This is a genomic window from Pseudofrankia sp. DC12 (assembly GCF_000966285.1).
Classification (GTDB): Bacteria; Actinomycetota; Actinomycetes; order Frankiales; family Frankiaceae; genus Pseudofrankia.
Genome location: NZ_KQ031391.1, coordinates 2,178,376 through 2,205,017 on the forward strand (window position 1 = coordinate 2,178,376; position 26,642 = coordinate 2,205,017).

Annotated in this window: 18 protein-coding genes; 8 read left to right on the plus strand and 10 right to left on the minus strand. The window is 75.4% G+C overall.

The features are described 5' to 3' along the window. Positions 1-555, minus strand: coding sequence for a molybdenum cofactor biosynthesis protein MoaE (locus tag FRADC12_RS08795; RefSeq protein ID WP_084010528.1), 555 nt, complete (start codon positions 553-555; stop codon positions 1-3). 173 nt (positions 556-728) lie between these two features. On the opposite strand from FRADC12_RS08795, the gene FRADC12_RS08800 reads away from it, so the two are divergent. The 4 genes from FRADC12_RS08800 to FRADC12_RS08810 all read left to right on the plus strand — a co-directional run bounded on the left by FRADC12_RS08800 (position 729) and on the right by FRADC12_RS08810 (position 6,086). Further along, positions 729-2,093: a zinc-dependent metalloprotease gene (locus FRADC12_RS08800; protein WP_045876295.1), complete on the plus strand. Its 1,365-nt coding sequence runs from the start codon at positions 729-731 to the stop codon at positions 2,091-2,093. A 718-nt stretch (positions 2,094-2,811) separates the two neighbouring features. Continuing rightward, on the plus strand, positions 2,812-2,973 hold the full coding sequence (locus FRADC12_RS32100) for a DUF5679 domain-containing protein (RefSeq protein WP_198152834.1): 162 nt from the start codon (positions 2,812-2,814) through the stop codon (positions 2,971-2,973). Positions 2,974-3,198: 225 nt separating this feature from the next. Continuing rightward, positions 3,199-4,398, plus strand: coding sequence for a thiamine biosynthesis protein ThiF (locus FRADC12_RS08805; protein ID WP_045876296.1), 1,200 nt, complete (start codon positions 3,199-3,201; stop codon positions 4,396-4,398). 74 nt (positions 4,399-4,472) lie between these two features. Further along, positions 4,473-6,086, plus strand: a complete 1,614-nt coding sequence (locus FRADC12_RS08810; protein WP_045876297.1) for an ABC1 kinase family protein — start codon at positions 4,473-4,475, stop codon at positions 6,084-6,086. 21 nt (positions 6,087-6,107) lie between these two features. Here FRADC12_RS08810 and FRADC12_RS08815 read toward each other — a convergent pair whose 3' ends face one another. From FRADC12_RS08815 to FRADC12_RS08830, 4 genes are all read right to left on the minus strand, one after another. Continuing rightward, positions 6,108-7,709, minus strand: coding sequence for an alkaline phosphatase family protein (locus FRADC12_RS08815; RefSeq protein WP_045876298.1), 1,602 nt, complete (start codon positions 7,707-7,709; stop codon positions 6,108-6,110). Positions 7,710-8,046: 337 nt separating this feature from the next. Beyond that, entirely contained in the window at positions 8,047-8,322 is a 276-nt protein-coding gene (locus tag FRADC12_RS08820) for a WhiB family transcriptional regulator (protein ID WP_283215138.1), read from the minus strand. Between the two features lie 110 nt (positions 8,323-8,432). After that, complete coding sequence (locus FRADC12_RS08825) at positions 8,433-8,951, minus strand: hypothetical protein (RefSeq protein ID WP_157488747.1); 519 nt, start codon at positions 8,949-8,951, stop codon at positions 8,433-8,435. Positions 8,952-9,227: 276 nt separating this feature from the next. Then, the gene (locus FRADC12_RS08830) at positions 9,228-11,420 is read right to left on the minus strand and encodes an ATP-dependent DNA helicase UvrD2 (RefSeq protein WP_045876301.1); all 2,193 of its coding nucleotides are present in this window, start codon (positions 11,418-11,420) and stop codon (positions 9,228-9,230) included. Positions 11,421-11,601: 181 nt separating this feature from the next. Here FRADC12_RS08830 and FRADC12_RS08835 point away from each other — a divergent pair, with 181 nt between their 5' ends. Beyond that, positions 11,602-11,841 carry a mycoredoxin gene (locus FRADC12_RS08835; protein WP_045876302.1) on the plus strand — a complete coding sequence of 80 codons (240 nt, stop codon included), beginning with the start codon at positions 11,602-11,604 and terminating at the stop codon, positions 11,839-11,841. A 149-nt stretch (positions 11,842-11,990) separates the two neighbouring features. Continuing rightward, a complete protein-coding gene (locus FRADC12_RS08840; RefSeq protein WP_502685238.1) occupies positions 11,991-13,340 on the plus strand; it encodes an ANTAR domain-containing protein in 1,350 nt (449 codons plus the stop codon). A gap of 59 nt (positions 13,341-13,399) precedes the next feature. Here FRADC12_RS08840 and FRADC12_RS08845 read toward each other — a convergent pair whose 3' ends face one another. Further along, complete coding sequence (locus FRADC12_RS08845; RefSeq protein WP_045876304.1) at positions 13,400-14,737, minus strand: M16 family metallopeptidase; 1,338 nt, start codon at positions 14,735-14,737, stop codon at positions 13,400-13,402. A gap of 70 nt (positions 14,738-14,807) precedes the next feature. Then, positions 14,808-16,106, minus strand: coding sequence for a M16 family metallopeptidase (locus tag FRADC12_RS08850; RefSeq protein ID WP_045876305.1), 1,299 nt, complete (start codon positions 16,104-16,106; stop codon positions 14,808-14,810). Positions 16,107-16,406: 300 nt separating this feature from the next. Here FRADC12_RS08850 and FRADC12_RS08855 point away from each other — a divergent pair, with 300 nt between their 5' ends. Next, positions 16,407-17,405, plus strand: coding sequence for a nucleoside hydrolase (locus tag FRADC12_RS08855; RefSeq protein WP_045876306.1), 999 nt, complete (start codon positions 16,407-16,409; stop codon positions 17,403-17,405). Positions 17,406-17,445: 40 nt separating this feature from the next. Here the strand turns inward: FRADC12_RS08855 and FRADC12_RS08860 are convergent, their stop codons facing one another. Continuing rightward, positions 17,446-18,582: a PucR family transcriptional regulator gene (locus FRADC12_RS08860; RefSeq protein WP_502685239.1), complete on the minus strand. Its 1,137-nt coding sequence runs from the start codon at positions 18,580-18,582 to the stop codon at positions 17,446-17,448. Between the two features lie 131 nt (positions 18,583-18,713). Here FRADC12_RS08860 and FRADC12_RS08865 point away from each other — a divergent pair, with 131 nt between their 5' ends. Beyond that, the gene (locus FRADC12_RS08865) at positions 18,714-19,490 is read left to right on the plus strand and encodes an endonuclease/exonuclease/phosphatase family protein (protein WP_045876308.1); all 777 of its coding nucleotides are present in this window, start codon (positions 18,714-18,716) and stop codon (positions 19,488-19,490) included. Here the strand turns inward: FRADC12_RS08865 and FRADC12_RS08870 are convergent. After that, on the minus strand, positions 19,487-23,191 hold the full coding sequence (locus FRADC12_RS08870; RefSeq protein WP_052710769.1) for an ATP-dependent helicase: 3,705 nt from the start codon (positions 23,189-23,191) through the stop codon (positions 19,487-19,489). The genes FRADC12_RS08865 and FRADC12_RS08870 overlap by 4 nt on opposite strands. Further along, positions 23,188-26,568 carry an ATP-dependent helicase gene (locus FRADC12_RS08875; RefSeq protein ID WP_045876309.1) on the minus strand — a complete coding sequence of 1,127 codons (3,381 nt, stop codon included), beginning with the start codon at positions 26,566-26,568 and terminating at the stop codon, positions 23,188-23,190. Before FRADC12_RS08875 ends, FRADC12_RS08870 begins: the two co-directional genes overlap by 4 nt. Positions 26,569-26,642 lie beyond the last annotated feature (74 nt).

Here is a 26,642-nt window from a genome sequence, read left to right on the forward strand (position 1 = left end):
TCAGCAGGCGCCTACCCATTCCGACGTGCCGTCGGTGAACTGTTGCCTCTTCCAGATGGGCACCCGGGCCTTGACCTCGTCGACGAGCTGCCTGCAGGCGACGAACGCCTCGGCCCGGTGCGCGGCGGACGCGGCGGCGACGATCGCGATGTCCCCGATCGTCAGCAGGCCGGTCCGATGGTGCACCGCCACGGCCAGCAGGCCGAGCCGAGCGGCCTGGCGGCCCCCGTGGTCGTGCCTGTCATCGGGCCGGTGCGACTGGCCGGGCGAGTCGGCCCAGGCCTCCGTCGCGGGAACGAGGCCGTCCGCGACCTCGCGGGCGACGGCGACCAGCTCCCGTCCGGCGGACGGGTGGGCCGTGTACTCCAGCTCGACCACGGACCTTCCGCCGTCGTGGTCCCGGATGGTCCCAACAAACAGGGCGGTTCCGCCCGCTTCCGGCAGCTTGACCGCGGCAAGGCATTCATCCACGGACAGCGGCGAGTCCCGCAGCGCGGCGACGACGAGCGGCCGGGCATCCGCGCGCACCATCGGGGCCGGCAGGGAGATGTCCATCTACCGACGGTATCCGGCGCGCGCTCGGCCGTCGGCTTCTGATCGGACTACCGTGGACACATGTCCGCGGATTCAGGTCCGCACGACTCGTGTCGAGTAGGGCTCGTAGTCCAGCACAGGTCTAGTTCGCACAGTCTGTAGTCCGCACAGCGTGTAGCGAGGGTCCGGGTCTGATGAGTAGCCAGTTTCCGTTCGGCTTCACCCCCGGCGGGGGCGGCGACAGCGGCGGCGGCCAGGGGCCGTTCGGCCCGTTCGGAGGCGCCGCGCCGTTCTTCGCCGAGCTCGAGAAGCTGTTGTCCTGGCAGGGCGGCCCGGTCAACTGGGAGCTCGCCAAACAGATCGCGGTGCGGACGGTCGGCACCGAGGATCCGAAGGTCACGGCCGCCGACGAGGAGGCCGCGGCCGGCGCGCTGCGGATCGCGGACGTCTGGATAGACCCGGTGACGGCCCTGCCGGCCGGCGGGGCGCGGGCACAGGCCTGGACCAGGGTGCGCTGGATCGAGGCGACGTTGCCGATCTGGCAGAAGCTGTGCGACCCGGTCGCGGCCAGGGTCGTCGAGGCGATGCGGACCGGCCTGTCCGGCGGCCTGGCGCAGCTGGGCGACGCGGGTGGGCTCCCGCCGGAGCTCGCCGCCGGCCTGCCACCGGGCCTGGACCTCGGCGCGCTGATGGCGGCCGGCGGCCCGGTCGTCGAGATGATGAACCGGGTCGGCGGGATGCTGTTCGGCGCCCAGGTGGGCCAGGCGATCGGCACGCTCGCCGGCGAGGTCGTCTCGTCGACCGAGATCGGCCTGCCGCTGGCGCCCTCCGGGACGGCCGCGCTGCTGCCGGCGAACATCGCCGCCTTCGGCGAGGGGCTCGGCGTCGACGCCGAGGAGATCCGGATCTATCTGGCGCTGCGGGAGGCGGCCGCGACCCGGCTGTTCGCCCATGTCTCGTGGTTGCGCGCGCACCTGCTCGGCACCGTCGAGGAGTATGCCCGCGGCATCACGGTCGACCAGGAGGCGCTCGGTCAGATGATGCGGATGGTCGACCCGAGCATGCTGACCGACCCGGAGAAGCTCTCCGAGGCGCTGGGCGAGGACGTCTTCGCCGACGCGACCACCCCGGAGCAGGAGGCGGCGCTCGGGCGCCTCGAGGTCGCGCTCGCGCTCGTCGAGGGCTGGATCGACCACGTGACCGACACCGCGGCCGCCGAGCACCTCCCGTCCGCCCCGCGGCTGCGCGAGATGGTGCGCCGCCGGCGGGCGGAGGGCGGGCCGGCGGAGCAGACCTTCGCCACCCTGGTCGGCCTGTCGCTGCGGCCACGCCGGCTGCGGGAGGCCGCGGCGCTCTGGGAGGCGCTGCGGGCCGCGCGGGGCGCCGACGGGCGGGACGCCGTCTGGGGCCACCCGGACCTGCTGCCGTCGGCCGACGACCTGAGCAACCCGGACGGGTTCGTCTCAGGCGCGTCGGCGAGCACCCTCGACCCGATCGCGGAGATCGAGAAGCTCGGCGAAGCGCCGCCCGACGAGCCGGGCTCCAAGTCCGCCGAGTAGAGGGTCATAAACAGCCGCTGATCGCCGAGCGGAGGGCGTCCCGGGGCGGACACCTGTGGGTCAACGGGTGCCAACCTGCTTCAACCTGCTGGCCACCCGGTTTCGGGCGGGCTTTCGGAACGTTGACGCCCCGACCACATCGCCTTAGCGTCATCGATGAGAAACCCCCGGTAGCCGATCTCTCCCAGAAGGGGAAGCTGGGAGAGGTCGGATCTACCGGGGGTTTCCTTTTCGCGCGCTGCGTGGTCGGCGCACCCCCGATCTCCGCCGTCGCGGTGGCCGCGGTCCGCGCGCCGTCAGGGAACGGCGCACCCTAGGCTCGCGCGCCGGGCGGTCACCGCCGTCCGAACGCGCGGTTGGCCAGGACCCCTCACGCCTGCCCGCCGACGGCGCCCAAAGCCTGCCTGGGCAGGATGAATTCCGCAGCCGCACGAATACCGGGCCAGACCGACGGGTTCCGGATTCGGGGCGGTGGGCGACGTGGCCGGGCTCGGCCCGCGTCGCTGGAGACGGCCCGGTCAGATGACCGGGATCCCGCCCGGCCCGGCCGCCGGCTGACGCTCACCAACGCGGCCCGGCGCGCACCAAGGCCTCGGCGCATCAAGGCCTCGGCGCATCAAGGCCTGGGCGCGACCGTCTTCGAGCATCTGTCCAGAGCATCACTTGGGCGTCCGCACCCGCCGACGTGGCCGGGCGCGGACCTGGGAAGGGAGACCGCGTGGCCGACAGCACCGCGAGCTACGAGGGCTACTGCGTCAAGTGCAAGGAGAAGCGCAGCTACGAGGGCGAGATCCGGATCAGCGAGTCCGGCCGCCGGATGGCCCGGGGGACCTGCCCGGTCTGTGGCTCGACGATCAACCGGATCCTCGGCAGGGCCTGAGTCCGGCGCCAGCGACCAACACCGGACAGGTGTCAAGCGGCCGCCGGGCGAGGCCGTGACCGAGCTACGTGTCAGGGCTGGCTCTGTGTGCGAACGTGCGGCTCCGAGCCGCGCACGGCTGGCGGGACCAGCGGGTCTCGCCGGCCGCCGCCGGCATCGTCGGCGGTCCTGGCCGGCGCCGCCCGGCCCTAGACCGGGCGGCGCCGGCCAGGCGAGGAGGTGCCCTTGCGCCCGGTACTCAAGCCCGGCCTGCGCCGCCTGTGGCGGGACGGGTCGACCCTGCAGCTCGGGGTCGACCCGTCCCGCGCACTCGTGCTTCCCGACGTGACGCCCGCGCACGCCGCCGCGCTCGCGGCGCTGGACGGCTCGCGCACCCAGACCCGCCTGGCCCACGACGGGGACCCCGCCACCGCCGCGCTGGTCCGCCTCCTCAGCGAGGCCGGCCTGCTCGACGACGCCACCCCGGAGGGCGCCGGCGGCCTCGACCCCGCTGCCAGATCCGGCCACGGCCCCACCGGCACCCGGGAGGCCGCGCTCCCACCGCTGAGCGCCACCGAGCGAGACCGGCTGCGGCCCGACCTGGCCGCGTTGTCGCTTGCCACCGCCGACCCGAACGGTGCCCGCCGGGTGCTCGCCTACCGCCGGCTCGCCCGGGTCCGCGTCCAGGGCGCCGGCCGAGTCGGCGCACAGATCGCCACCCTGCTCGCGGCCGCCGGCGTCGGACGCGTCGTGGTCGACGACGCGGGCCTCACCGGCCCGGCCGACGTCGCGCCGGGCGGCCTCGGTCTCGACGACGTCGGGCGGCCGCGCGCGGTCGCGACGATGGCCGCGCTCGCCCGGGTGGCCCGCCCACCGGTGCTGACCGGCGCCGCGGCGCCCTTCCAACCAGACCTGCTCGTGCTGGCACCGGTCGGCCTGCCCGTGCTGCGGCCGGACGAGTCGCTGGAGCTGGAGCGCCGGGCGGTCCCGCACCTGCTGGCCGGCATCCGGGAGACGACCGGCGTTGTCGGCCCCCTCGTCGTTCCGGGGCTGACACCGTGCCTGCACTGCCAGCACCTGCACCGGTTCGCGGCGGACGCGGCCTGGCCGCTGCTCGCGCTTCAGCTGGCCCGGCGCGCCGAGCCGGGCCCGGATGCCTGCGAGGTGACGCTGGCCACCCTCGTCGGCGCGCTCGCCGCGGCACAGGCGCTGGCCTTCGTCGACGCGGGACCGGCCCGAGCCGCATGCCCCACCGGGCCGGCGCTACCGGCTCCAGGCTCAGGCTGGGCCGGCGGCCGTTCCGTTCCGGCCACCGCCGGGGGAACGCTGGAGATCGCCACCCCCGACTGGCGGATCCGGCGGCGCACCTGGCGCCTGCACCCGGACTGTCCCTGCCGAACAGCGCGCACCGCCACCGCACAGGCCTGCTCAGCGACCACCGAGTGACCAATCCCACTCGCCAGGATGACCGTTCCGGCCGAGCTCGCGCGGAATCGGCCGTCGGCAGCGACGATAGAGCGGTGTCCGACATACCGCGCCGCGCCGTGGTCCGCACCGCCCGGCTCGCGACCCTGCCCATCGGCTACGCCGGCCGGGCCACGCTCGGCGTCGGCCGCCGGCTCGGCGGCCGGCCGGCCGAGGCCGTGGCCACCGAGGTCCAGCGCCGCACGGCCGAGCAGGTGTTCCGGGTGCTCGGTGAGCTCAAGGGCGGGGCGATGAAGCTCGGCCAGGCGCTGTCCGTCTTCGAGGCCGCCCTGCCGGACGAGGTCGCCGGCCCGTACCGTGCGGCGCTGACGAAGCTCCAGGAGGCGGCGCCGCCGCTGCCCGCGGCGACCATCCACAAGGTGCTGGCCGCGGAGCTCGGTCCCGACTGGCGCGCGCTGTTCCGGTCGTTCGACGACAGCCCGGCCGCCGCGGCCAGCATCGGCCAGGTGCACCGGGCCGTCTGGTCCGACGGGCGCTCGGTCGCCGTCAAGGTGCAATATCCGGGGGCCGGGCCGGCCCTGCTGTCCGACCTCACCCAGCTTGGGCGGGTCGCCCGGCTGTTCGGCGTGCTCGCCCCCGGTCTGGACGTGAAGCCGCTGATCGAGGAGCTACGCGCCCGCGTCGCCGAGGAGCTGGACTACCGGCTGGAGGCCCGGTGGCAGCAGGCCTTTGCCGAGGCCTACCGGGGCGACCCCGACATCGTGATCCCGTGGCCGGTGGCCGCCGCCGACCACGTGCTCGTGAGCGAGTGGCTCGACGGCACCCCGCTGGCCGACGTCATCGCGCAGGGTGAGCAGGACCGGCGTGACCGGGCCGGCGCGATGCTGTGCCGGTTCCTCTGGTCCGGCCCGGCCCGCGCCGGGCTGCTGCACGCCGACCCACACCCGGGCAACTTCAGGCTGCTGGCCGACGGCCGGCTCGGCGTGCTGGACTTCGGCGCGGTCAAGCAGCTGCCAGACGGGATGCCGGAGGTGATCGGCCGGCTCACCAGGCTCGCCCTGGCGGCCCACCACGGCGCGGCCACATCCCCGGACGCCGCCGGCTCCGTCGTCGAGGCCGACGCGCCCGCCGGGGACGAGGGCGCCGCCGAGGACAAGGCCACCGCCGCGGTGCTCGACGGGTTGCGCCGGGAGGGCTTCATCCCGGCGAACGCGACGATCGACGCGCACGAGTTCCTCGCCAGCCTCGGGCCACTGCTCGACGCGCTCACCGAGGAGGAGTTCACCTTCTCGCGGGCGTGGCTGCGCGAACAGGCGCTGCGGCTCGCGGACTGGCGCTCCCCGGCGGCCCAGGTCTCCCGTCAGCTCAACCTGCCGGCGTCCTACCTGCTGATCCACCGCGTCACGATGAGCGGCATCGGCCTGCTCTGCCAGCTGGAGGCGACGGCCGGGCTGCGCGCGGAGATGGAGCGGTGGCAGCCCGGCTTCGCGCCGCCGGGCTCGACCGCCGCGCGGCACGCGGCCCGGGCGAACCGGCCGGGCCGCAAGCTCCCTCTCGCGGTGGCAGGCACGCGGGCCGACGCCGAGGCGCCCGAGCCGGGTCCGCTGCTGTTCAGCCCACCACAGCCGCGGCGCGCGCCCCGCACCGCGAAGGCGCCGCGCCAGCGGGAGCCCGAGCCACCCGAGACCTCCCGCGGCCTGGACACCTGACGGCCAGGCGCGCCGCGGCGCTCACCCCTCGGCCGACCGGCGCGGCTCGGGCGGGAGTGGGCCGGCCGCCTCCCCCAGGTAGAGAAATCCGTAGCCCTCGTCCCGGAAGTCGATGCCGGCGGCGCGCAGGGCCTCGTCCCAGTCACCGAGGCAGCTCGTCCTGGCCGCCTCGCTGCCGTGGTCGGCGGTGAGCACCACCGCGGTCTGCTCCGTCAGCCCACGAGCCTCGACCAGGTCGAGGAAGGCGCCGAGGCGCCGGTCCGCGTCCAGCATCGACGCGCGCGACTGCGGCGAGTAGGGGCCGCCCCCGTGGTGGCCGGTGTCGGTCGCGGTGGTGTTCCACCAGGTGAAGGCCGGCGGCTCGCCGGTCGCCCAGAGGTCGAGCATCTGCCGAAGCCCCAGCGCGTCGACCCGGCTCGACCAGGCGTAGTCCGAGTCCGCGGCGGTCCACTCGTGGCTGGTGTGCGGATCCCCGTCGTCGGCCGGCAGGTGGTCGGCGATGCCCCCGGGGCCGTCGAGGCTCTCCATCGCGCGGACCAGCTCGAAGGTCGAGTAGGTCGCGCCGCGGTCGATCGGCTCGTTCACGCAGGCGGTCATCGCCCCGGGCCGCGCGGCCCCGATCGCCTCGAACACGGTCCGCACGCCCGGCCGCAGCTGGTCGCAGGCCTTGTGCCAGACGCGCACCTCGTTGGTGACGACCTGCTCACCAGAGGCCCGGTCGAAGTAGACGTTGTTCAGGATCCCGTGCCGGCCCGGCCCGACCCCGGTCAACGCCGAGGTGTGGTTGGTCAGCGTGACGCTGGGGAACTCGGCGATCGCGCCGCCAGTCAGCGCGCAGCCTCGCCCGAGCAGCCGGGCGACGTTGGGCAGCTCGCCCTCGCTCACCAGCTCCAGCAGGTCGCTGCAGTTGGTGCCGTCCCAGAGCAGACCGACCACGTGCCGCGGCGGCGCGGCGGACAGCTCCGCTTCCAGCAGCTCGGCGAGAGGCGTGCCCTCGACGTCCGGCATCGGGGCGCCGGCGAGCGCGGCCAGGGTCGGGGCGAGGTCGACGACTCGGGCATGCCTCGCGAGCAGGCCGCGGGCGCGCACGCCGGCGCCGGAGAACAGCAGCGGGGCGCGGGACTGGCCGGCGTCCAGCGAGCCGTGCTCGCCGAGGTGGCCACCCCGGTCGGGCCAGTAGTGGCCGGCGGTGTGGACGACGACCAGGTCGGGCGAGCGGGTCGGGTCGGCGAACACCGACAGCAGGCGCGGCCCGGCGAGCGGGTAGGAGTTGCGCTCGTTCGGCGGTGACGGGTCGGCGAGCGCCGTGGCGCGCGGGACGCCGTGCAGCGGGTCCTGCCGCCCGACCGGGTTGCGGCCGGCCAGTACCTGCCAGGCGTCCTGGGGAGCCGTCACCGGCAGCCGGGCGGAACCCGCCGCGTTCGCGACGTGCAGCCAGCCGTCCGCCACCCAGGCGACCAGGTCGACGATGTGCGCCAGGTCGGGGGCGGTCAGCACGGCGACGGCCGCCGCCTGGCCCGCGCGGGGTGAGCTGGCCGGGCCGAGGGCCTCGGACGGGCTGGGCACGGCTCCGGGCTGCACGGAACCGGTTCGGACGGCATAGGTCCGCTCGCTGCTTGGCACGAGCGAAACACTACTGTTACCCACTGCACCAACAGGCGACCTGACTATCGCCCGCAAAGGGCGAAACACCGAACAACTGGTGCCGCGCGAACCGTCCGTTTGTGGCACGTCCTCGCCGTGGTCATCGGGCCGCGAAAGCGCCGAACCACCCTGCCCGGGCTCACCCGGTTGCCCCTTTCGCCCCCGAGGTGAGCGGGTGGATCCAGACGAGACGGCGCTGGCCGCCGGCCGCCCCGGACTGGGGTGGCCGACGGCCAGCTGGTGGAGAGCCTCGTCGACGGAACTGGATTGGTAGGAGTGGTTCCGGCTGGCTGGGTCAGGGAGCCGCGGCCTGCAATCAGGCCGCGACCACCTTGCGGGGGCGCCCACGGGGACGCTTGCGCGGGACCACTACTCCGGTGACCACGAGCTCACCGCCCCACACGCCCCACGGCTCGTTCCGGTCGAGCGCGGTCGACAGGCAGGCCAGCCGGACTGGGCAGTCGATGCAGATGGCCTTCGCGGTCTCGACGTCCGTCGGGGACTCAGCGAAGAACAGGTCGGGGTCAGCGTCCCAGCAGGGTAGCGAGAGACGCTCCAGCTCGATCCGGGCCATGATCGAGGGGTCGAACACCGGTGTCACCTCCGACACGGGAATCTCTTCGGTGCGGTCAGAAGGGCAAAACACAAAGGCCGCGGTCCCCAGTGGGGTCCGCGGCCTCGGGTTCGGGCCTGCTGCCGGCGCTAGGCCGGCGATTCCGTCGGAGACGGACCCCTACTGCGTACGTGCTGGCGTCGGTTGGACGCCTTGGCCTGGTCGAGGTGGGCGAACGTGGCCGCTTCGCGGGCGGCAGACGTGTCCTGCGTGATCGGAGCGGCGGCCCGGAAAAGGCGCGCTGCCTGCTCGAGGACCGGCATGGCCGCGGACTTCCGCGCCTGTGCGACGCCGCGCCAGCTCTCGCCCGTCCATGCGCCTGCCGCCGGCAGCTCCGCCGTCGCGACCTGCGGGTGGTCGGCCGCGGTCCCAGCGGCACCGAGAGCCAGCCAGCCAGCCTCGACGGCGTCACTGAGGCCAGACGCGTCACGCCAGAGCGCGAGCCCCGAGCGGAGAGCGCCGGTCATCGCCAGCGACGTGGGCACCCGGTCCGAGCCGAGACGCCCGCTCATCTGAGCCGCCGGAGCATCGGCCGGCCGCATCCGCGCGAGGGCTTTGCCGTCGTGGTCACAGCCGACGCCAGAGATCGCCATAGGCATGTTCAGCACGGGGCATCTCCTTTCGCGTGGCCGGACCGCTTCCGCGGCCGACATCGGTCGACTCGTCCTGCACCCGGAGCCGGGACGCGCGCCGCGGACCGGTCGGGCCCCAGCGCTCAGCGTTCACCCGCTGCGGTGTTCACGGGTAACGGTAGGGGGACGCCCGCATCGCGACAACTTATTTTTCGAGTCGCGCCCCCGACACGACTCGCGATCAGCGCCCGACCTGGGAGGGCACTGATCAACCATCCGCGAGCGAGAACCTGCGGAGCGTCACCAAGATGTCTAGACCCCGGTCACCAGCGCCAGCACCTCCGCGCCGTAACGGTCGAGCTTCACCTGGCCGATGCCGGGGAGGGCGACGAGGTCGGCGGGGCTAGCGGGGCGGCTCTCGGCGATCGCCTCCAGCGTCGCGTCGGTCAGGATGACGAACGCTGGCTGGCGCAGCTCCTCGGCCTTCGCCGCCCGCCAGGCCCGCAGCCGGTTCAGCAGGGCCCGGTCGACCCGGCTCGGGCAGGTCTCGCAGCGGCCGGCGCGCGCCGCGGCCCCGCTGAGCGCCTGCCCGCACACCCGGCAGCGCACCGCGGCCCGGACGCGGGCCCGGACGTCGCCGGCCCGCTCGTCCCGCGCGGCCCGGGCCGGCGTGGGGCGGGCCCGCGCGGGGCGCAGCCCGTCGAGGAACCGGGACCGCCGCCGGGGCCGGCCACCCACGGTCCGGGCCAGCGCCCACGACAGCGTCAGGTGCACCCGGGCCCGGGTGACCCCGACGTAGAGCAGGCGGCGCTCCTCCTCGATCTCCTCGTCGCTCTGGGCGTGTACGAGCGGCACCATCCCGTCGGCCAGGCCGACCAGGAACACCGCGTCCCACTCGAGGCCCTTCGCCGCGTGCAGCGACGCCAGCGTGACCCCCTCGACGGTGGGGACGTGCTGGTGGGTGGCCCGGTCGGCCAGCTCGGCGACGAACCGCCCCAGGCCGGCCTCAGGCTCGGTGGCGGCGAGGCCGACGGCGAGCCGGTGCAGCGCGGCCAGGTTCTCCCAGCGCTCCCGCTCGGCGCCGGCCGTCGGCGCCGTCGCCCGCCAGCCGCCCGCGCGCAGCACGTCGGCGACGACCTCGGCGAGCCCGGCGGGGCGGTCGGCCTCGGCCGAGCGCACCGCGGCCCGCAGAAGGCGGATGGCGTCCCGGACCTCCGGCCGGTCAAAGAACCTTTCGCCGCCCTTCACCAGGTACGGCAGGCCGGCCGCGCCGATGGCCTCTTCGTAGGCCTCGGACGCGGCGTTGATCCGGTACAGCACGGCTATCTCGCTCGCCGGCACGCCGAGGGCGAGCAGCGCCCCGATGCGGGCGACCACCGCTTTCGCCTCGGCCGCCTCGTCCGCACACTCCAGCAGCGCCGGCTCGGGCCCCGGGGGGCGCATCGCGACCAGCGCCGGCCTGCGCGCGGGCACCTGCGCCGAGCCGCCGGGGGCCGCCAAGCCGCCAGGCCCGCCGGCCACCGTCCCCGCCGGCCCGGTGCCGTCGAGGAGGGCATTGGCCAGGGCGACGACCTGCGGCGTCGAGCGGTAGTCCCGGACCAGCGAGACGACCGTCGCCTCCGGGTAGCGGCGCGGGAACTCGACCAGGTAACGCGGCGAGGCGCCGCTGAACGAGTAGATGGTCTGGTTCGGGTCGCCTACGACGCACAGGCTGTCCCGGTCGCCGAGCCAGGCGTCCAGCACCCGCTGCTGCAACGGGTTGACGTCCTGGTACTCGTCGACGACGAAGTGGCGGTACTGGGTGCGCAGCTCGGTGGCGACCCAGGAGTGCTCCTCGATGACGGCAGCCGTCAGCAGCAGGAGGTCGTCGAAGTCGAGCACGCCGGCGGCCCGTTTCGCCTTCTCGTAGCCGGCGTACAGCGCCGCGACCGCGTCCGGCGGCCAGACGGTGTCCCGACCCGACTTCCCGGCGGCGACCGGGTAGTCCTCGGGGGTCACCATGGTCGCCTTCGCCCACTCGACCTCGGTGGCGAGGTCACGCAGTTCGGAGCGGTCCGGCCGGCGCCCGCCGGCCGCCTTCGCGATCAGGGGGATCCGGCTGTCGACCAGCGACGGAAGCGCGGTGCCGGCGACCTTCGGCCAGAAGTAGGACAACTGGCGCAACGCGGCCGCGTGGAAGGTCCGCGCCTGCACGCCCTCGACGTCCATGCCGCGCAGCCGGGCACGCAGCTCGCCGGCGGCCCGGGTGGTGAAGGTGACGGCCAGAATCTGGCCGCCGGGCACGCCCTGGCCGGTGAGGTGCGCGATCCGGCGGGTGATGGTCCTGGTCTTGCCGGTCCCGGCGCCGGCGAGAATGCACACCGGCCCCAGCGGCGCGAACACCGCCGCGCGCTGCTCCGGGTCCAGGCCCCAGCCGTCGGACTCGGCCACCGCGTCGCCGCCGGCCGGCCGCGGCGCCGGTGCCTGGGTGCTGGGGCGGGACGAGGCGGACAGCTCACCGGACATGCGTTCACACGGTAGTCACCCCCACTGGCGGGAAGCTCCGGGCCCGGGAGCGGGTTTGTCCTCACGGGCCGTCCGTTCCCGGGCGGCCGGGCACCGGGCCGCGGCCCCGCGCGTATTGGCGGGCGAGGCAGCCAATGTGCGCGGCGTACGGTGTGCCTTCGCGGACGGCGAGAGGACGACAGTGCTCACGATGTACAGCACCAGCTGGTGCGGCTACTGCAAGCGGCTAAAGCGGCAGCTGGACGACGCAGGCATCGGCCATCAGGTCGTCGACATCGAGTCCGACCCGACGGCTGAGCAACTTGTCCGCGAAGCGAACAACGGCAACGCGACCGTACCCACGGTCGTCTTCCCGGATGGGACCGTGATGACGAATCCGTCCCTCCGCCAGGTCACCGAGAAAGTCACTTCTGCCGCATAACGGATACGCAGAGCAACGAGAAATCGGCGCTCGACGCCCTCCGGACGCATACACGGCCGGCTCATGGGACGGTGTCCGTCACTGCCCGTGAAGTTTGTGGGAGAGTTCGGCCTGTGTCGTCACCACCCTCAGGACAGGCGCGCAGCACAGTGGACGCTGCAGCGCGGGCCGCGCAGGCCCTCCACCACATGGAGGCGACCGCGTTCGTGGAGATTTCCACGACGACGGCCACCTATCTGCAGGTCGCTGGGACGCTGCCCGGCCTTGAACCCGGCACGCAGGTCCCGCGCGCGGCGAGCCTGGTCGCCCGCGTCCTCGACGGTGCCCCGGCCATCGGCACCGGCGCCGCCGAAGCGAGCCTGGTGGACACGGACGAGCACGAGCGCCTCGGGGTGCGCAGCCATGTCGTCGTCCCGGTGCTGACCGACGCGGGCGAGCTGGCCGGGCTGCTGGTGGGGCTGGACCGGGGTGGCGTCGACATCGCGCCGACCGCGCTGCCACTGCTGCGCGGCATCGCCGACGGGCTGGGCGCGGCCTGGCCGGCCGGCGCCGTCCGCCAGCCGGCCAATGCCGGTCCGGAAGCGGCAGGGCCGGAACCAGTGGGGCCGGAAGCTTCCGCCGGCCAGGGCCCCGGCCCGGCGCCGGCGCAACCCGGGCTGGCCCTCCCGGCTACGACACCGCAGGCGGCACCGACGCCGCCCGCGTCGACGGGATCGATGCCGATGCCACCCACGAGCACCACCCCCGCGCCGCCGCCCGGTCCTGGGCGCGAAACCCCCATCCCGACCCCGCCGGGGGCCGCCGCTTCGCCACCCCCACCCGGCGCCGCCGGCTCGCCACCTCCGCCGGGGGCCGCGGGATCGCCGATGCCGTTCGGGGCGGGGCGGGCACCTCGGCCGGGCCCGCCGCCCAGGCCGGGGCCCCGGCCGAGTCCCCCAGCCCGCGCGGCAGTCGCCCGGCCAGCGCAGCCCCCGAGCGCGCCGCCCGCCGCGATGCCCGAGCCCGGCGCCGAGCTACGGCTGCGGCGCACCAGTGCGGGCTGGGTCGTGGAGGGACCGGGGACGGATGTCCGGCCGGTCGGAGACCTGATCTCGGCCATGGTGCTCGCCGACCTGCTGGCGGAGGACCTGAACCCGCCCGGCCGCCCGCGTCGCGCCGACCGCGAGCTCGGTGAGATCGAGAAGCTGCGGCTGTCCGTGGTGCAGCTGGAGCACGCACTCGCCTCCCGGGTCATCGTGGAGCAAGCGATCGGCGTGCTGGCCGAACGTCACCACATCAAGCCGCGGGACGCGTTCGAGCGGCTGCGGCGCACGGCACGCGGCATGGGACGGCGGGTCCACGACCTGGCCCGCCAGGTCGTCGAATCAGTCAGCGACCCGCGGGTCACCCTGCCGGGCGAGCTCGGCGGGCGGCCGGGCCCCGGCGCCGCCGGCGGTCCCGGCCCAGGTGGCCCGACGCCGCGGCCGACGCCGCCGCGACCAGCCCCAAGCCGGCACTGAGCAGGGGCTTCCCCGCGGTCGCCCACGGGGAAGCCAGCACGTCCAGACCGGGCGCCCGGTCAGCCGGCCGTGGTGACCGCGCCGAGGGCCGCGACCGCGCTGGTGATCTTCTCGGCGTCGCCGACAAGCACGGCGACCAGCTTCGTCGGCGCGAGCAGGCCGCCGGCGACGGCGAGCACCTCCTCGGCGGTCACCTTCGTCAGCGCGGCCGGGTGGTCACGCAGGTACTCGACCCCGATTCCCGCTCCCGCGAGCCCGGAGAGCGTCGACGCGAGCCCCGCGGCCGTCGCGCTGCCGAGCGCCATCGTCCCGACCGAGTACTGCCGCGCCGCTTCGAGCTCGTCGGCCGACGGCGCGAGCACCGCCATCCGGCCGAGCTCGTAGAGGATCTCCACCATCGCCGGGCCGGTCGCGTCGGTCGCCACGTCGGCGGCGACGGTGAACCGGGAGCCGGCGAGGTAGTGGTCGACGGAGCTGCGTGGCGAGTAGGTGTAGCCCTTGTCCTCGCGGATGTTGTCCACCAGCCGGGAGCTGAAGTAGCCGCCGAAGATGGTGTTCGCCAGCCGTTGCGCCGGGTAGCCGGGCTCGGAGCGGTCGAGGGCGACGCCACCCAGGCGGATGTTGGTCTGCACCGCGCCGGGCCGGTTGACGATGACTATGGGGCCGGTGGCCAGGGTCGGCACGGTCGGCATCTTCTCGGGTTCACCGCCGGTCCAGCCGCCGAGCGCGGCACTGACGGCGTCCAGCGCGGCCTGCGTCTCGACGTCGCCGACGAGCGTGAGGATCGCGCCACGCGGCGAGATCCGGGCGTCGTGCAGGTCGCGGACCGCGCCGACGCCGACCTCGGCGAGGATCGCCGGCTCGACGAGCGCGCTGCCGTAGGGGTGCCCGGGGAACATCCGCCCGAGCAGCGCCTCCCGGGCGATCACCGCCGGTTGGCTGAGCGCCATCGTGGCGTCCTCGACCACCCGGTCGCGCTCGCCGACGAACTCGTCGTCCGGGTAGGTCGGTTCCGTCAGCACCTCGGCGAGGATGCCCAGCAGCGGGTTCAGGTTCGTCGCCAGCGCCGAGCCGACGATCGCCAGCCGGTCGGCGTCGACACCGGTCGACAGGGCGCCACCGAGCGCCTGCACCGCGGTCGCGATCTCGACCCGGTCCCGCCGCGCGGTCCCAGTGAAGATCGTCTCGGTGAGCAGCTCGGCGCGGGCGGCGTGGTCGGCGCCCAGGCCGGCGAACGGGATACGCAGCCGCAGCTCGACCAGCGGCACGCTGTCGCGCGCGACCACCAGCACCCGCAGCCCGTTGGGCAGTATCCGTTCCGCCACCGCAGGCAGCTCGGCCGGCAGTGTCGGGCGGACGGCCGGGATGATGCTCGCGCGCCCGGTCGTCGTCGTCATCGGCTTCCCCGCCCTGTCGTCATGGCTCCCGCCGTCGGCCGGCCCGCGACCGGGCCACGCTGGTGGCCGGTCACGCCGTCGCCCCCGCCTGCAGTTCCAGCACCGAACGGCCCTGCGTGCGCAGGGCGGCGGCCGCTGCCGAGACCGCCTCCGCGGTCACCTCCGACAGCAGGGCGGGCAGCTCGTTGAGCGTCTCCGGACGGCCGCGGTGCAGCTCGAACGCGCCGAAGGCCAGGGCCCGGCCGAGCGCGTCGTCGGCCTCCCGCAGCAGGCCGGAGGCCACCCGGGCGCGGACCCGCTCCAGCTCGCCGTCGTCGAGCCCGTCGGTGGCGACCCGGTCGAGCTCCTCGTCAATTGCGCCCATGATCGTGTCCACCGACGACTCCGCCGGGTGACGGGCCTCGATCGTCAGCAGCAGCGGGTCCCGCTGGTCGAACGGGTCACCGAACGTGCCCACGTAGCTGCTGATCCCGATGACGGACCTGTCGTGCTGCACCAGGCGGCGCTCCAGCCGGCTCGCGTCGCCGCTGGTCAGCACGTCGGTCAGCAGAAAGTGGGCGAGGAAGGCCGTCAGGTCGGTGTCCGGGTCGGGCGTCCGGTAGCCGATCGCGAGGGCTGGTCGGGGCGCCAGCTTGTCGACGAGCTGGCTGCGCCGCTCCCGCGCCCGGACCGGCTCGGCGAAGCTGCGCCGCTCGGGGACCGCGCGGGCCGCGATGTCGCCGAAGTACCGCTCGACGAGCTTCGCCGCCTCCGCGACGGCGAAATCGCCGGCGATCGTGAGGACGGCGTTGCCGGGCGCGTAGAACTTGTCGAAGAAGTCCTCGGCATCGTCGAGACTGGACGCCTCAAGCTCGCTGAAGTCGCCGTAACCGTTGTGCGCGTTTGGGAAGGTATCGAACGCGACCGGCGGCAGAGTGATCCACGGGAAGCCGCCATATGGGCGATTCATCACGTTTACCCGGATTTCTTCCTGAACGACCGCGATCTGGTTGTCCAGGTTCTCCCGAGTGATCTTCGGGGCTCGCATCCGGTCTGCTTCGAGGAACAGCGCCAACTCGAGAGCGCCGGCCGGAAGCAGCTCGTAGTAGTCCGTGTGGTCCGGGTGCGTCGAACCGTTAAAAATGCCGCCGGCTGCCTGCACATACTTCGGATGCTCGGCCTTCCCGACATGTTCGCTGCCCTGGAACATCATGTGCTCGAACAGGTGAGCGAACCCGGTCCGGCCCTCGGGCTCCGACCGGAAACCGACGTCGTAATGAACCGCGACGGCCACCACGGGCGCCGTCGAGTCCGGGGCGAGCACGACCCGCAGCCCGTTGTCGAGCCGGGACTTCTCCAGGGGGTAGGCGGGCGAGGGCAGGGAGGTCATCGTGGCTGACGCCGTCGGGCCGGTGCCGGTACGTGAGGACACATCTGGCCACGCTACTGCCCCGAGGGGGTCCGCCGGCACCGGTTGGCCGCCTGCGGTGTGGCCCGGGCCGTCCACGGGCCGGGCTCGTCGCACCGGCCGGGCTCGTCGTACCGCGGCCGGCGCGTGGCCATCCGCGCGGCGACGCCACGGGCGACACCCCGACAAGCCCCCAGGCACCCTGACGAGGATGGAGGGGACGGCCGGGCGATGCCGGGCGCGGCAGGCGGAGCCCGGACGGGCGGTGGGAGGGTGAGCCGGATGCGGCTGGTCATCGACAGCGACGGCGGGATCGACGACGCGGCGGCGATCGTGTGGTTGTGCGGGCGGCCGGACGTCGAGATCGCCGCCGTCACGGCCGTCGGCGGGAACGTCGAGGTGCGGCAGGCCGCACGCAACCTGCGGATCATCCTCGAGGCCGCCGGGCGGCCGGACGTGCCGGTCCACCTCGGCGCCAACCCGACCGGCCCGGCGCCGCACGTCCCGCGGCCGACCTTCATCCACGGCGAGGACGGGCTGGGCGACGTCGGCCTCCCGGACCCGCGCCGCGGGGCCGACCAGGACACCCCGGCCGTCGAGGTGCTGGTCCAGGAGATGCGCCGGGGCGCGTCGCTGCTGACGCTGGGACCCATGACGAACCTGGCCACGGCCGTCCGGGCCGACACCGCGGCGGCCCGGTCGAGCCGGCTGACGCTGATGGGCGGCAGCACCCACGCGGAGGGCAACGCCCGCCCGAGCGCCGAGGCCAACGTCGCGAACGACCCGCTGGCCGCGGCCGTCTCGCTGGCGGCCGAATGGGCGGCGCCGCCCGTGATGGTCGGTCTCAACGTCACGCACCAGGCGACGCTGCGCGAGGTCGAGTTCGGCGCGCTCGCCCGCCGGCAGACCGCGGCCGCCGCCTTCCTGCACGGACCGCTGTCGTTCTACCGCCGCAACGCCGGCACCCTGTGTGCCGAGGGCGAGACGCCGTGCCACGACCTGCTGGCCGCGATGGCGGCCGTGCGGCCGGACGTCCTCGGCGTGGAGCTGCTGCCCGTCGAGGTCGACACCGGTGGCAGCGCGGCCTGGGGCCAGACCGTCGTCGACCTGCGCCAGCTGGCCTGGCGCCACGTCGGCACGGCGCCGCAGCCGGCGCCCGCCACGGGAAGCGGGCCCGACGGCAACGCCGGGGGCATCGGCGCTCCGGTCGCGGTCGGCCTGACCGTCGACGTCGACTACTTCCGCGCGGCTGTCCGCCAGCTCGCGGGCGAGTCCGCCTGACCTTCGCGGTTGGGGTGCCAGGAACCCGCGCGGCCCGGGTTCACTGGTTCTCCTCGGGGGTGAACCCCGCCGCGCCGGCGCGCAGGACCAGCTCCAGCTCGAAGCGGGCGTCCGGGTCATCGAGCGCGTCACCGAAAAGCTCGCGCAGCTGCAGGACGCGGTACCGGACGGTCTGCGGGTGGATGTGCAGCCGCTCGGCGATCAGCCCACGCTGGCCGTGCAGCGTGAGCCAGTGCAGCAGGGTGACGGCCAGGCGGCGCCGGCTGCGCTCCGGCAGGCGGTCGAGTGGCGCGAGCCGGCTACGGGCCAGATCGGCGAGCAGGTCCGGGGCGCGGCTCAACAACAGCGCGGCCAGATGGTCGTCGGTGAACAGCGGCCCGTCGGCGGGATCGGCCGGAAGCAGCCCCTCGGCGCGTGCGGCGTGGGCGCAGCGGACCCGTTCGGCGCTCGCCGCGGCGCGCGGCCACACCACCGTCGGACCGACGACCGCCGACCGGCCGGCGAGCTGGCCGGCCAGCCGCGGCCCGCGGACCTCGCCGCCAGCCACGAACAGCCACAGGTCCGCGCCGTGGGTCGTGCTCGGGCAGCCCGTCGGCAGGCCGGGCTGCCGGCGGCCGCCGGCCCCGGCCCGCGCCGGGACCAGGACCGCGGCGACGGTCTCCGGCAGGCGCAGCGAGCCGGCCTGGGCGATGTCCTCGACGGTCGCCGGGTCGGCGCCGGACAACAGCAGATCACCGATCCGGTCCCACAGCCGCTCCCGGGCACCGGCATCCGCGGACTGGGCCAGCGCGTAGCCCTCGGCCGACGCGGCGCAGACGCTGTCGATGTAGCCGAACAGCGTCTCGCCCAGGGACACCAGGCCGACGGCGTCCAGCTCGCCGCGCAGCCGGGCCGCCTCGGCGAACCGCCGCCAGGCCACTCGGGTGCCGATCCGGTAGGCGGCTAGCAGGTTGTCCAGCGAGCGGCCGGCGTGGAACTCACCGTGCCCGAGCCGGACGTAGATCTCCCGGCTGGCCGCCACGTCCGCCGAATCGCCCGGCCCGCCGTCGACGATCGACAGGAACCGGCGCAGCGCCTCGGCGACCCCGGCCCGCACCCCCAGCCCGAACCGACCCTCCAGCGGACGGGCATAGGCCGGCACCTCGGCGGCGATCGCGTCGATGATGTCCTCACCCACCGAGGCCAGTTCCGAGCTCAGCAGGGTTCCCAGACCGACCGGAAACTGTCCCGTCGGAACAGCGGCATCCACACAGCCACAGTAGCCACCCGACCGGGCCCGCCCAGAGCGGTCGGGTACGGTCGCGGCTCATGCGGCTCGGGACGTTCAACCTGATGCACGGCCGGTCGATGAACGACGAGACGGTCGACCCGGTCCGGTTCCGCTCGGCCGTCGCCTCGCTGGACTGCGACGTCCTGGCCCTGCAGGAGGTTGACCTCGGCCAGCCGCGTTCCGGCGGCGCCGACCTGTGCGCGCTCGCCGCCGAGGCAATCGGGGCCGGGCCGGCGGGACGCCGGTTCGCCGCGACGGTGTACGGCACCCCCGGAGAGTCCTGGCGGCCCGCGACCGGGCCACGGCTGGACGGCGAGCCGGCCTACGGGATAGCGCTGGTCAGCCGTCTGCCGGTGCGTGGCTGGCGGGTGATGGAGCTCGGGCGGGCGCCGGTGCGCGCGCCGGTCGCGGTTCCCGGCCCGGAGGGGCGGCCACGGCTGATCCTGCTCGACGACGAGCCCAGGGCCGCGATCATCGCCGAGCTGGCGACCCCCGACGGCCCGCTGACCGTCGCGGCCACGCACCTGTCCTTCGTTCCCGGCTGGAACGCCCGCCAGGTGCGCCGCCTCGTCCGCGCCCTGGGCTCCCCCGGCGCCCCGGCGGTCGTTCTCGGCGACCTGAACCTGCCCGGTCCGCTGCCCACGGCCCTGACCGGCTGGCGACGGCTGGCGGCCGCTCCCACCTACCCGGCGCACGCGCCCCGGGTTCAGTTCGACCACGTCCTCGGGCGCGGCCCGGTCCCGCGGGTCGTGGCCGTCGAGGTCCGCCACACGCCGATCTCCGACCACCGTGCCCTCGTGGTCGACCTCGCCTAGTGGACCGGACCCAGCCCGGCCGCGCCGAGCACCTCGATGAGCTGGTCCTCGGTCAGCAGGTCGGGACGGACCACGCGGCTCGTCAGGACGTAGTAGAACGCGGCGTCCACCTGGTGTGCGGGGATCCGGCGCAGGCGTGACCAGGCGAGGCGGTAGAGGGCGAGCTGAACCGGATCGGCCGGGGTGCTGCCGGTCTTCCAGTCGACCACCTCGTAGCGGCCGGCACCGAGGTCGTAGACGGCGTCGATCCGGCCGCGCACGACCCGGCCGCCGAGGGGCAGCTCGAACGGCGCCTCGACGGCATACGGCCGGCGGGCACCGTACGGACCAGCCAGGAAGGCGTCCTTGAGGGCCCGCAGCTCGGCGTCGTCGAGGAATTCGTCCTCGGCACCGGGCAGGTCCTCGTGATCGAGCAGCGGGCGGTGTTCGAAGACCTCCTCGACCCAGGCGTGGAAGCGGATACCCCGGTTCGCGGCCGGGACGGGCCGGCGCGGCATCGGGCGGACCAGCTCCCGTGCGAGCCCCTCCGGGTCGGCGCGCAGCTTCATCACCTGGGTGGCGGTCAGGCCGGTGGGCAGCGCCACCAGCCGGGCGGGGGCGCGAGCGGTCAGCTGCTCGTCCAGCAACAGCCGGGTCTCCTGGTCCAGCTCGGCGAGCAGCGCGCGCTCCTGCGCCGTCATCCCGGCGCGGTCGTCCCGGACCGAGGGATCCTCGTCGGCGCCGGGGGCGGAAACAGCCGGGCCGCCGGCAGCGGGATCGGCGGGGACAGGGGCGCGCGCACCGCCGACGGCTCTCGCGGCGGCGACGCGGGCCGCGGCCGGGGCGCGCACCAGCAACGCGTGGACGGCGTCCGCCGCCTCCCGGCGGGCCGCGTGCTCGACCGGGTTCAGAGGTGCGGGCCAGGTGAAGGTCGGTGGTGTCTCCAGCGACGGGTTCGTCTTCGCCAGCGGAGTGTCGGCCCAGTGGTCGACCCGCCCGTTGCCTTCGCCGCTCGCGTGCTCGGCGAGCTCAAGCAGGAAGGGCGACGGACCGCGGGGCAGCTTCTGCGTCGGGCCCCACCAGTGACCGCTGGCGACCAGCGTCCAGCGGGCCCGGGTGAACGCGACGTACGCGAGCCGGCGTTCCTCCTGCTCGGCCTGCTCCCGGCACTCGCGGGCGAACCGGTCGAAGGCGGCCCGGCCGGCGGCGACCTCGAACACCGGCAGCTCTGCGGCGTCCCCGCGCAGCGGCGTCGGGAGGACCTCCGGGGTGGTGATCCACCGGTCGCCGGGCTGTGCGTCCGGGAAGGCGGTCCGGCTGATGTTCGGGACGGCGACGACGTCCCATTCCAGGCCCTTCGAGCCGTGCATGGTGAGCACCTGCACGGCCCGGCCGGTGCTGGGGACGTCGGCGTCCAGGCCCCGCTCGTACCGCTCGCCGGCGCCCAGGAAACCAAGGAACGAGGTCAGCGACGCCCGGCCGCTCGCGTCGTCGAATCCGGCCGCGGACCGTTCGAACTCGGCCGCGACCCGCAGGAACGCGGCCAGGTTCTCCCGGCCCCGGCCGCCACGAGGGGCCGCCAGCTCCAGCTCGACGTCCAGGCCGGTCGTCTCGACCACCCGGTGGACCAGCTCGACCAGCCCGGCGCCGACGTGCCCGCGCAGTTCGGCGAGCTCCCCGGCGAAGGCGCGCAGCCGGCGGGTGGCCTCGGCCGAGACCTCCTCGCCCGGGTCGGCCAGGGCGTCGGCGAGCGACACGACGTCGCTCGGGTCGACGTCGGCGACCGCCTCGGCGAGGGGATCGACCGGGGCGGGCACCGACCGGGGCTGGCCGGGCAGCCCCGCACGGGCCAGCTCGGCCGCGCGCCGGCCCAGCGCCGCGAGGTCACGCGGGCCCAGGCGCAGCCGTGGCCCGCTGAGCAGCCGCGTCATCGCCGGGTTCGCGGTCGGGTCGTCCAGCACCTCCAGCATGGCCCGGATGTCGGCGATCTCGGGCTTGGTCAGCAGGCCGCCGAGCCCGAGCACCTCCACCGGGAGTCCCACGGCCGTCAGCGCGTCCACCAGGGCGGGTACGTCGGCCCAGGACCTGGCCAGCACCGCGCAGCTCGGCCCCGGCTCCCACGGGTCCCCCGGCGACGCGGCGCGCAGCCGCTGCGCGAGCTGGCCGGCGACCCAGGCGGTCTCCTGCGCCCAGCTGGTGTGCAGGGCCACGACCGTCTCGCCGGCGAGGGCCACGGCCGGGCGTGGGCGCAGCGTGCCGCTGCGGGCGTCGACGGGCAGTCCCGCGGCCACGGCGTTGGCGAGGGTGAGCAGCCGTCCACCGCTGCGCTGGTTGACGGTGAGCTGGTAGACCTGCGAGGGGCCGCCGTCGAGGCGGCGGAAATGCTCGGGGAACAGCCTGAGGTTGCCGACCGAGGCGCCCCGCCAGCCGTAGATCGCCTGGGCCGGGTCGCCGACGGCGGTGACGGGGTGGCCGCCGCCGAACAGGCCGGCGAGCAGCCTGCGCTGGGCCACCGAGGTGTCCTGGTACTCGTCCAGCAGCACGACCTGGAACTGGCGGCGCAGCAGGTCCCCGACCTCGGGCACTCGCTCGGCCAGCTCGGCCGCGAGCCGGATCTGGTCGCCGTAGTCAAGCAGCTCGCGGCGGCGGCGTGCCTCGCGGTACTCGACGACCAGGCAGGCCAGCTCGATCCGCCGCCGCGCCGCCCGGGCCAGCCGGCGCAGGTCGGCCGACAGGGTGGCCGTCTTCGGCCGGCCCGCGGCCTCGTTCAGCGCGGCCAGCACGTCGGCCAGCCAGCGCCGGTCGAACGCGATCAGCTCGGCCGGGTCGACGAGGTGCTCGCCGCACTGGCCGTCGAGCGCGACCACGGCCGAGACGAGCGCCGCGAGCGAGCCCGTGAACGCCTCGATGCGGCCGGGGTAGCCGCGGGCGACGTGCGCGGCGAGCTGGTACCGGGCCGCTGCCGGCAACAGAGCGCAGTCGGGCTCCAGGCCCAGGCGCAGCGCGTGGTCGGCGACGAGCCTGCTGGCGAACGAGTTGTAGGTCGACACGGCCGGCTCGCCCACGGCGTCCGCGTCCGCGAGCCCACCCGCTGCCGTGACCGGCCCGCCGTCCGGGGCCGTCGCCACACCCGGGGCCGTCGCCACACCCGGGGCCGTCGCCACACCCGGGGCCGTCGCCACACCCGGGGCCGTCGCCACGCCCGGGGCCGTCGCCACGCCGGCCGGGTCGGTGCCAGAGCGGCGCAGCCTCGCCAGCGCCGCGCCGATCCGGTCGTTCAGCTCGGCGGCGGCCTTGCGGGTGAAGGTCAGGCCGAGAATGGACTCCGCCGGAACCCGCTCGTGCCCGACCAGCCAGACCACCCGGGCAGCCATCACCGACGTCTTTCCTGAGCCCGCGCCGGCGACGATGACCCCTGGTTCGGCCGGCGCGCAGATCGCCGCGAGCTGCTCCTCGGTGTACGGCACGCCGAGCAGCTCGCGCAGCCCTTCCCTGGTGAGCCACCGCCGGGGGCCGACCTCCGGCGGCGGCGGGTCATCGTGGTCGGCGGACGGCCCTGGTCCGACCGGCTCCGCCTCGCCGGTCAGGGTCAGCTGGACGGGCAGGTCGGCCCGGCGAGAAGGCGTGGACCAGCCAAGGAGCGCGAGCGGGCGTGCGCCGCCCGGCAATCCCGGCCGCGCGGGGGGCGACGGCGCCTGCCCTGCGGTTGGCTGCTCGCTCATGTGACCACCTGCCTGCCCTCGACGAGCGCCGGGCACGCGCGCCGGAAGGAGCAGTAGTCACAGCCCGGGCCCGGGGTCGGGGCGAACGCCTCGGTGGCGATCGTGCGTACGGCGTCGCCTACCAGCTCATCGATCCAGGACCGGCCCGCTGGCAGTGCGTCCTGGCGCTGAATCTGGGGCCGGCCAGTCGGATCGCCGGGCGCGCCGGGGCCGGTCCTGTCCTCGCCGTCCTCTCGGCGCAGGTAGACGAGCTCGGCCCCACCGGGCAGGACGGGTTCCCCGTCACGCCGGGTGACCCGGTCGTGGACGGCACCCTCCCGCACGGCGAGCTGGTAGGTCCCGAGCTGGACGTGCTCGGCGACCTCCCGTGGGCTGACGGCCGTCCGGCCTGTCTTGAAGTCGACGACGTGCACTCGGCCGCCGTCATCAAGCTCGATCCGGTCCATCGAGCCCCGCAGCCGCACCGGGCGGCCGTCGACGGTCAGGTCGATGCCGAACCGCGCCTCGGAGCCCAGGACGGCGCGGCCACGCTCGGCCGCGTGCCAGCCGAGGAACCGGGCGAGCGCCTGCCGGGCGGCGGTCCGCTCCTGGTCCGAGCGCCACTGCGCCTCGAAGGCGAGCTGGCGCCAGACCAGGTCGAGCCGGGCGTCGAGGGCCGCCAGGTCGGCGGGGGTGCGCCCGGCGGTGACCTCGTCCGCGAGCGCGTGCACGACCCGGCCGAAGCTCTGCGCCGTTGTGGCCGGCTGGCCTGCGTGCGCCTCGTGCTCCAGGAACCAGCGCAGCGAGCAGTCCCGCAGGCTCGACAGCGAGGACCCGGACAGCGGGATCGGCTCGGTCGGCGCGGACACCGGCACGTCGGAGGCGGTCTCCTCGCGGGCGCCCCACCACCGGTCAGGGTGCGCGCCGACGACCAGCGGCCGGTCCGCGTGGTCGGTGACGGCCGCGAGGCCCGCGAGCCGGCGGCGGGCGGCCTGGCGCAGCGCCGGGGTCGCCGCCGGGTCGGTGGCGAGCCGGCGCAGGGTGGCCACCAGGCTGGGCAGCGTCAGCGGCCTGGGCGTCCAGGACGCGCCGGGGGCAATCCGCACGCCGAGCTCGGCCAGGAACTCACTGCGCCGCGCGCCGTCCTCGCCGACGGCGTCCACCGCGGTCACGACCAGGCGGCGGCGAGCCCGGGTGACCGCGACGTAGAACAGCCGGCGTTCCTCGGCCCACCGGTCACGCGGGGTCTCCGGCGGGCGCAGGCCCCCGCGCCGCGGCGCGTCGAGCTGCTCGGTGCCGAGCAGGGAGTGCTGCGCGCGCAGGTCCGGCCAGGCGCCGTCCTGGACGCCGCGGATCACCACGACCTCCCACTCGAGGCCCTTGGCGCGATGCGCGGTGAGCAGCCGCACAGCGTCCGGGCGGACCTCGGCGCCGGCTTGGTCATCGGCGGCGAAGTCCTGGCCGGTCAGGTCCGCGATCAGGCCGGGTGCGCCGCCGCCGGGCCCGCGGCGCTCGCCGAGCCGGGCCGCCGCGTCGAACAGCGCGACGACGGCGTCGAGGTCGCCCTCCGCCGCGCGCCGGGCCGCCCCGTAGCCGCCGGCCGACACCCGGCGAAGCCGCGCCGGCCATGCGGTGCCCTCCCACAGCGCCCAGAGCGCGTCCTGCGGGGCCGCACCGGCCCGCAGCCGGCGCCCGACCATGGCCAGCAGACTCCCCACCTGGACGGCTGGCCGGGCCAGCTCGGCCGGTACCGGGCCGGGAAGCGACCCTGGATCGGCGACGAGGTCCCGGATCAGCTCGGCCGAGGACACCAGCCCGGCCGGCCACCCCTCGGGCGACCCGGCGGCGCCGGCGGAATCTGCGCCGCCAGCGGCGGCGGGTTCGACGGTCGTGCTGCGGACGTGGTCGCGCAATGCCCGGCCGAGGGCACGCAGACCGGCGGGATCGGCGCCGCCGAGCGGGGAAAGCAGCAGTGCGCGGGCGTCCGCGGGGGTCAGCGAGCCCGGGTCGTCGGCGCAGCGCAGCGCGGTGAGCAACAGCGCCGCGGCCGGCCGCTCGGCCAGCGGCGGCTCGTCGCCGGCGAGGTCCACCGGCACGCCGGCCGCGGTGAGCGCGCGCGCGACCGCGGGCAGCGCCTCGGCCGAGCGGGTCAGCACGGCCATCTCATGCCAGGGCACTGCCCGGATGAGGTGCTCGCGGCGCAGCAGGTCGGCGATCGCCTCCGTCTCGGCACCCTCCGACGGGAAGGACAGCGCCTCGACCTGGCCGGCCCGGTCCGGCTCCGCCGGGGCGAGGCGGCGATGCGCCCGCAACGCCCAGACCGGCAGCCCGGACACCGGCAGCCGGCTGGCGACCTCGCGGCTCGCGGCCAGCACCGGCGGGGACATCCGCCTCGACACCCCAAGCGCCAGCACGTCAGCCGGCGACCGGTCGGCCCGGCGGAACCGGTCGGGGAAGTCGAGCAGGCCCCGCACCCGCGCGCCGCGGAAGGCGTAGATCGACTGGTCCGGGTCGCCGAAGGCGACCAGGTCGCCACCGCCGGCCGTCAGCGCCGCGAGCAGCCGCTCCTGCGCCGGGTCGGTGTCCTGGTACTCGTCGACGAAGACCGCCCGGTAGCGGTCCCGAACCGGCTGGCCGCGCTCGGGGTCCTCGACCAGCCGCGCCGCCCGGTGACCGAGCTCCGGGTAGTCCAGCGCGCCGTCGTAGCCGAGGTTGTCCAGGTAGTCCGTGTAGAACCGCGCGAGCGCGGCCCAGTCGGGCCGGTGCGCGCGGGCGGCGAGCTCCTCGAGGCCGGCTGGGTCGAGGCCGACCTCGCGGACCCGGGCGAGCAGTGCCTCGACCTCCTCGGCGAACCCGCGGGTCCGCAGGCAGACCTCCAGCGGCGCCGGCCAGCCCGGCCGGCCGAGCTCACGCGAGCCGTCGATCAGCTCGCGCAGCCGGGTGAACCGTTCCGGCCCGGTCAGCAGCCGCGGCGCCGGGTCGCCCGGCAGCGGATGGGCGCGCAGCTGCGCGTAACACCAGGAGTGGAACGTCCAGGCCACCTGGCCACCCAGCGCGACGCCGACCCTGGCCGTGATCCGCTCGGAGAGCTCGCGCGCGGCCCGCCGGCTGAACGTGAGCACGAGGATCGACCCGAGATCGAGCCCGGCCTCGACCCGGTGGGCGACCGCCTCCACCAGGGTCGTGGTCTTGCCCGTGCCCGGTCCCGCGAGCACCAGCAGCGGCCCGCCTGGATGCTCCACGACCGCTCGCTGCGCATCGTCGAGCCCCGCCGGCCGCGCCGGCCAGCGCGTCGGCGCGGACCGGTCGAGCCGGTAGCGCGGCGGCCGCGCGGCGGCGGGCGGCCGCGTCAGGACGACGGGCCGGGCCGGCCGGACGGCGCTGGGCGAGCTGGTCACGAATCAAGGAGACCACGTGCCACCGACAGTTTCCCGACCGCCTCAGCCGCCGAACCCGGCCAGCGCGCGGGTGG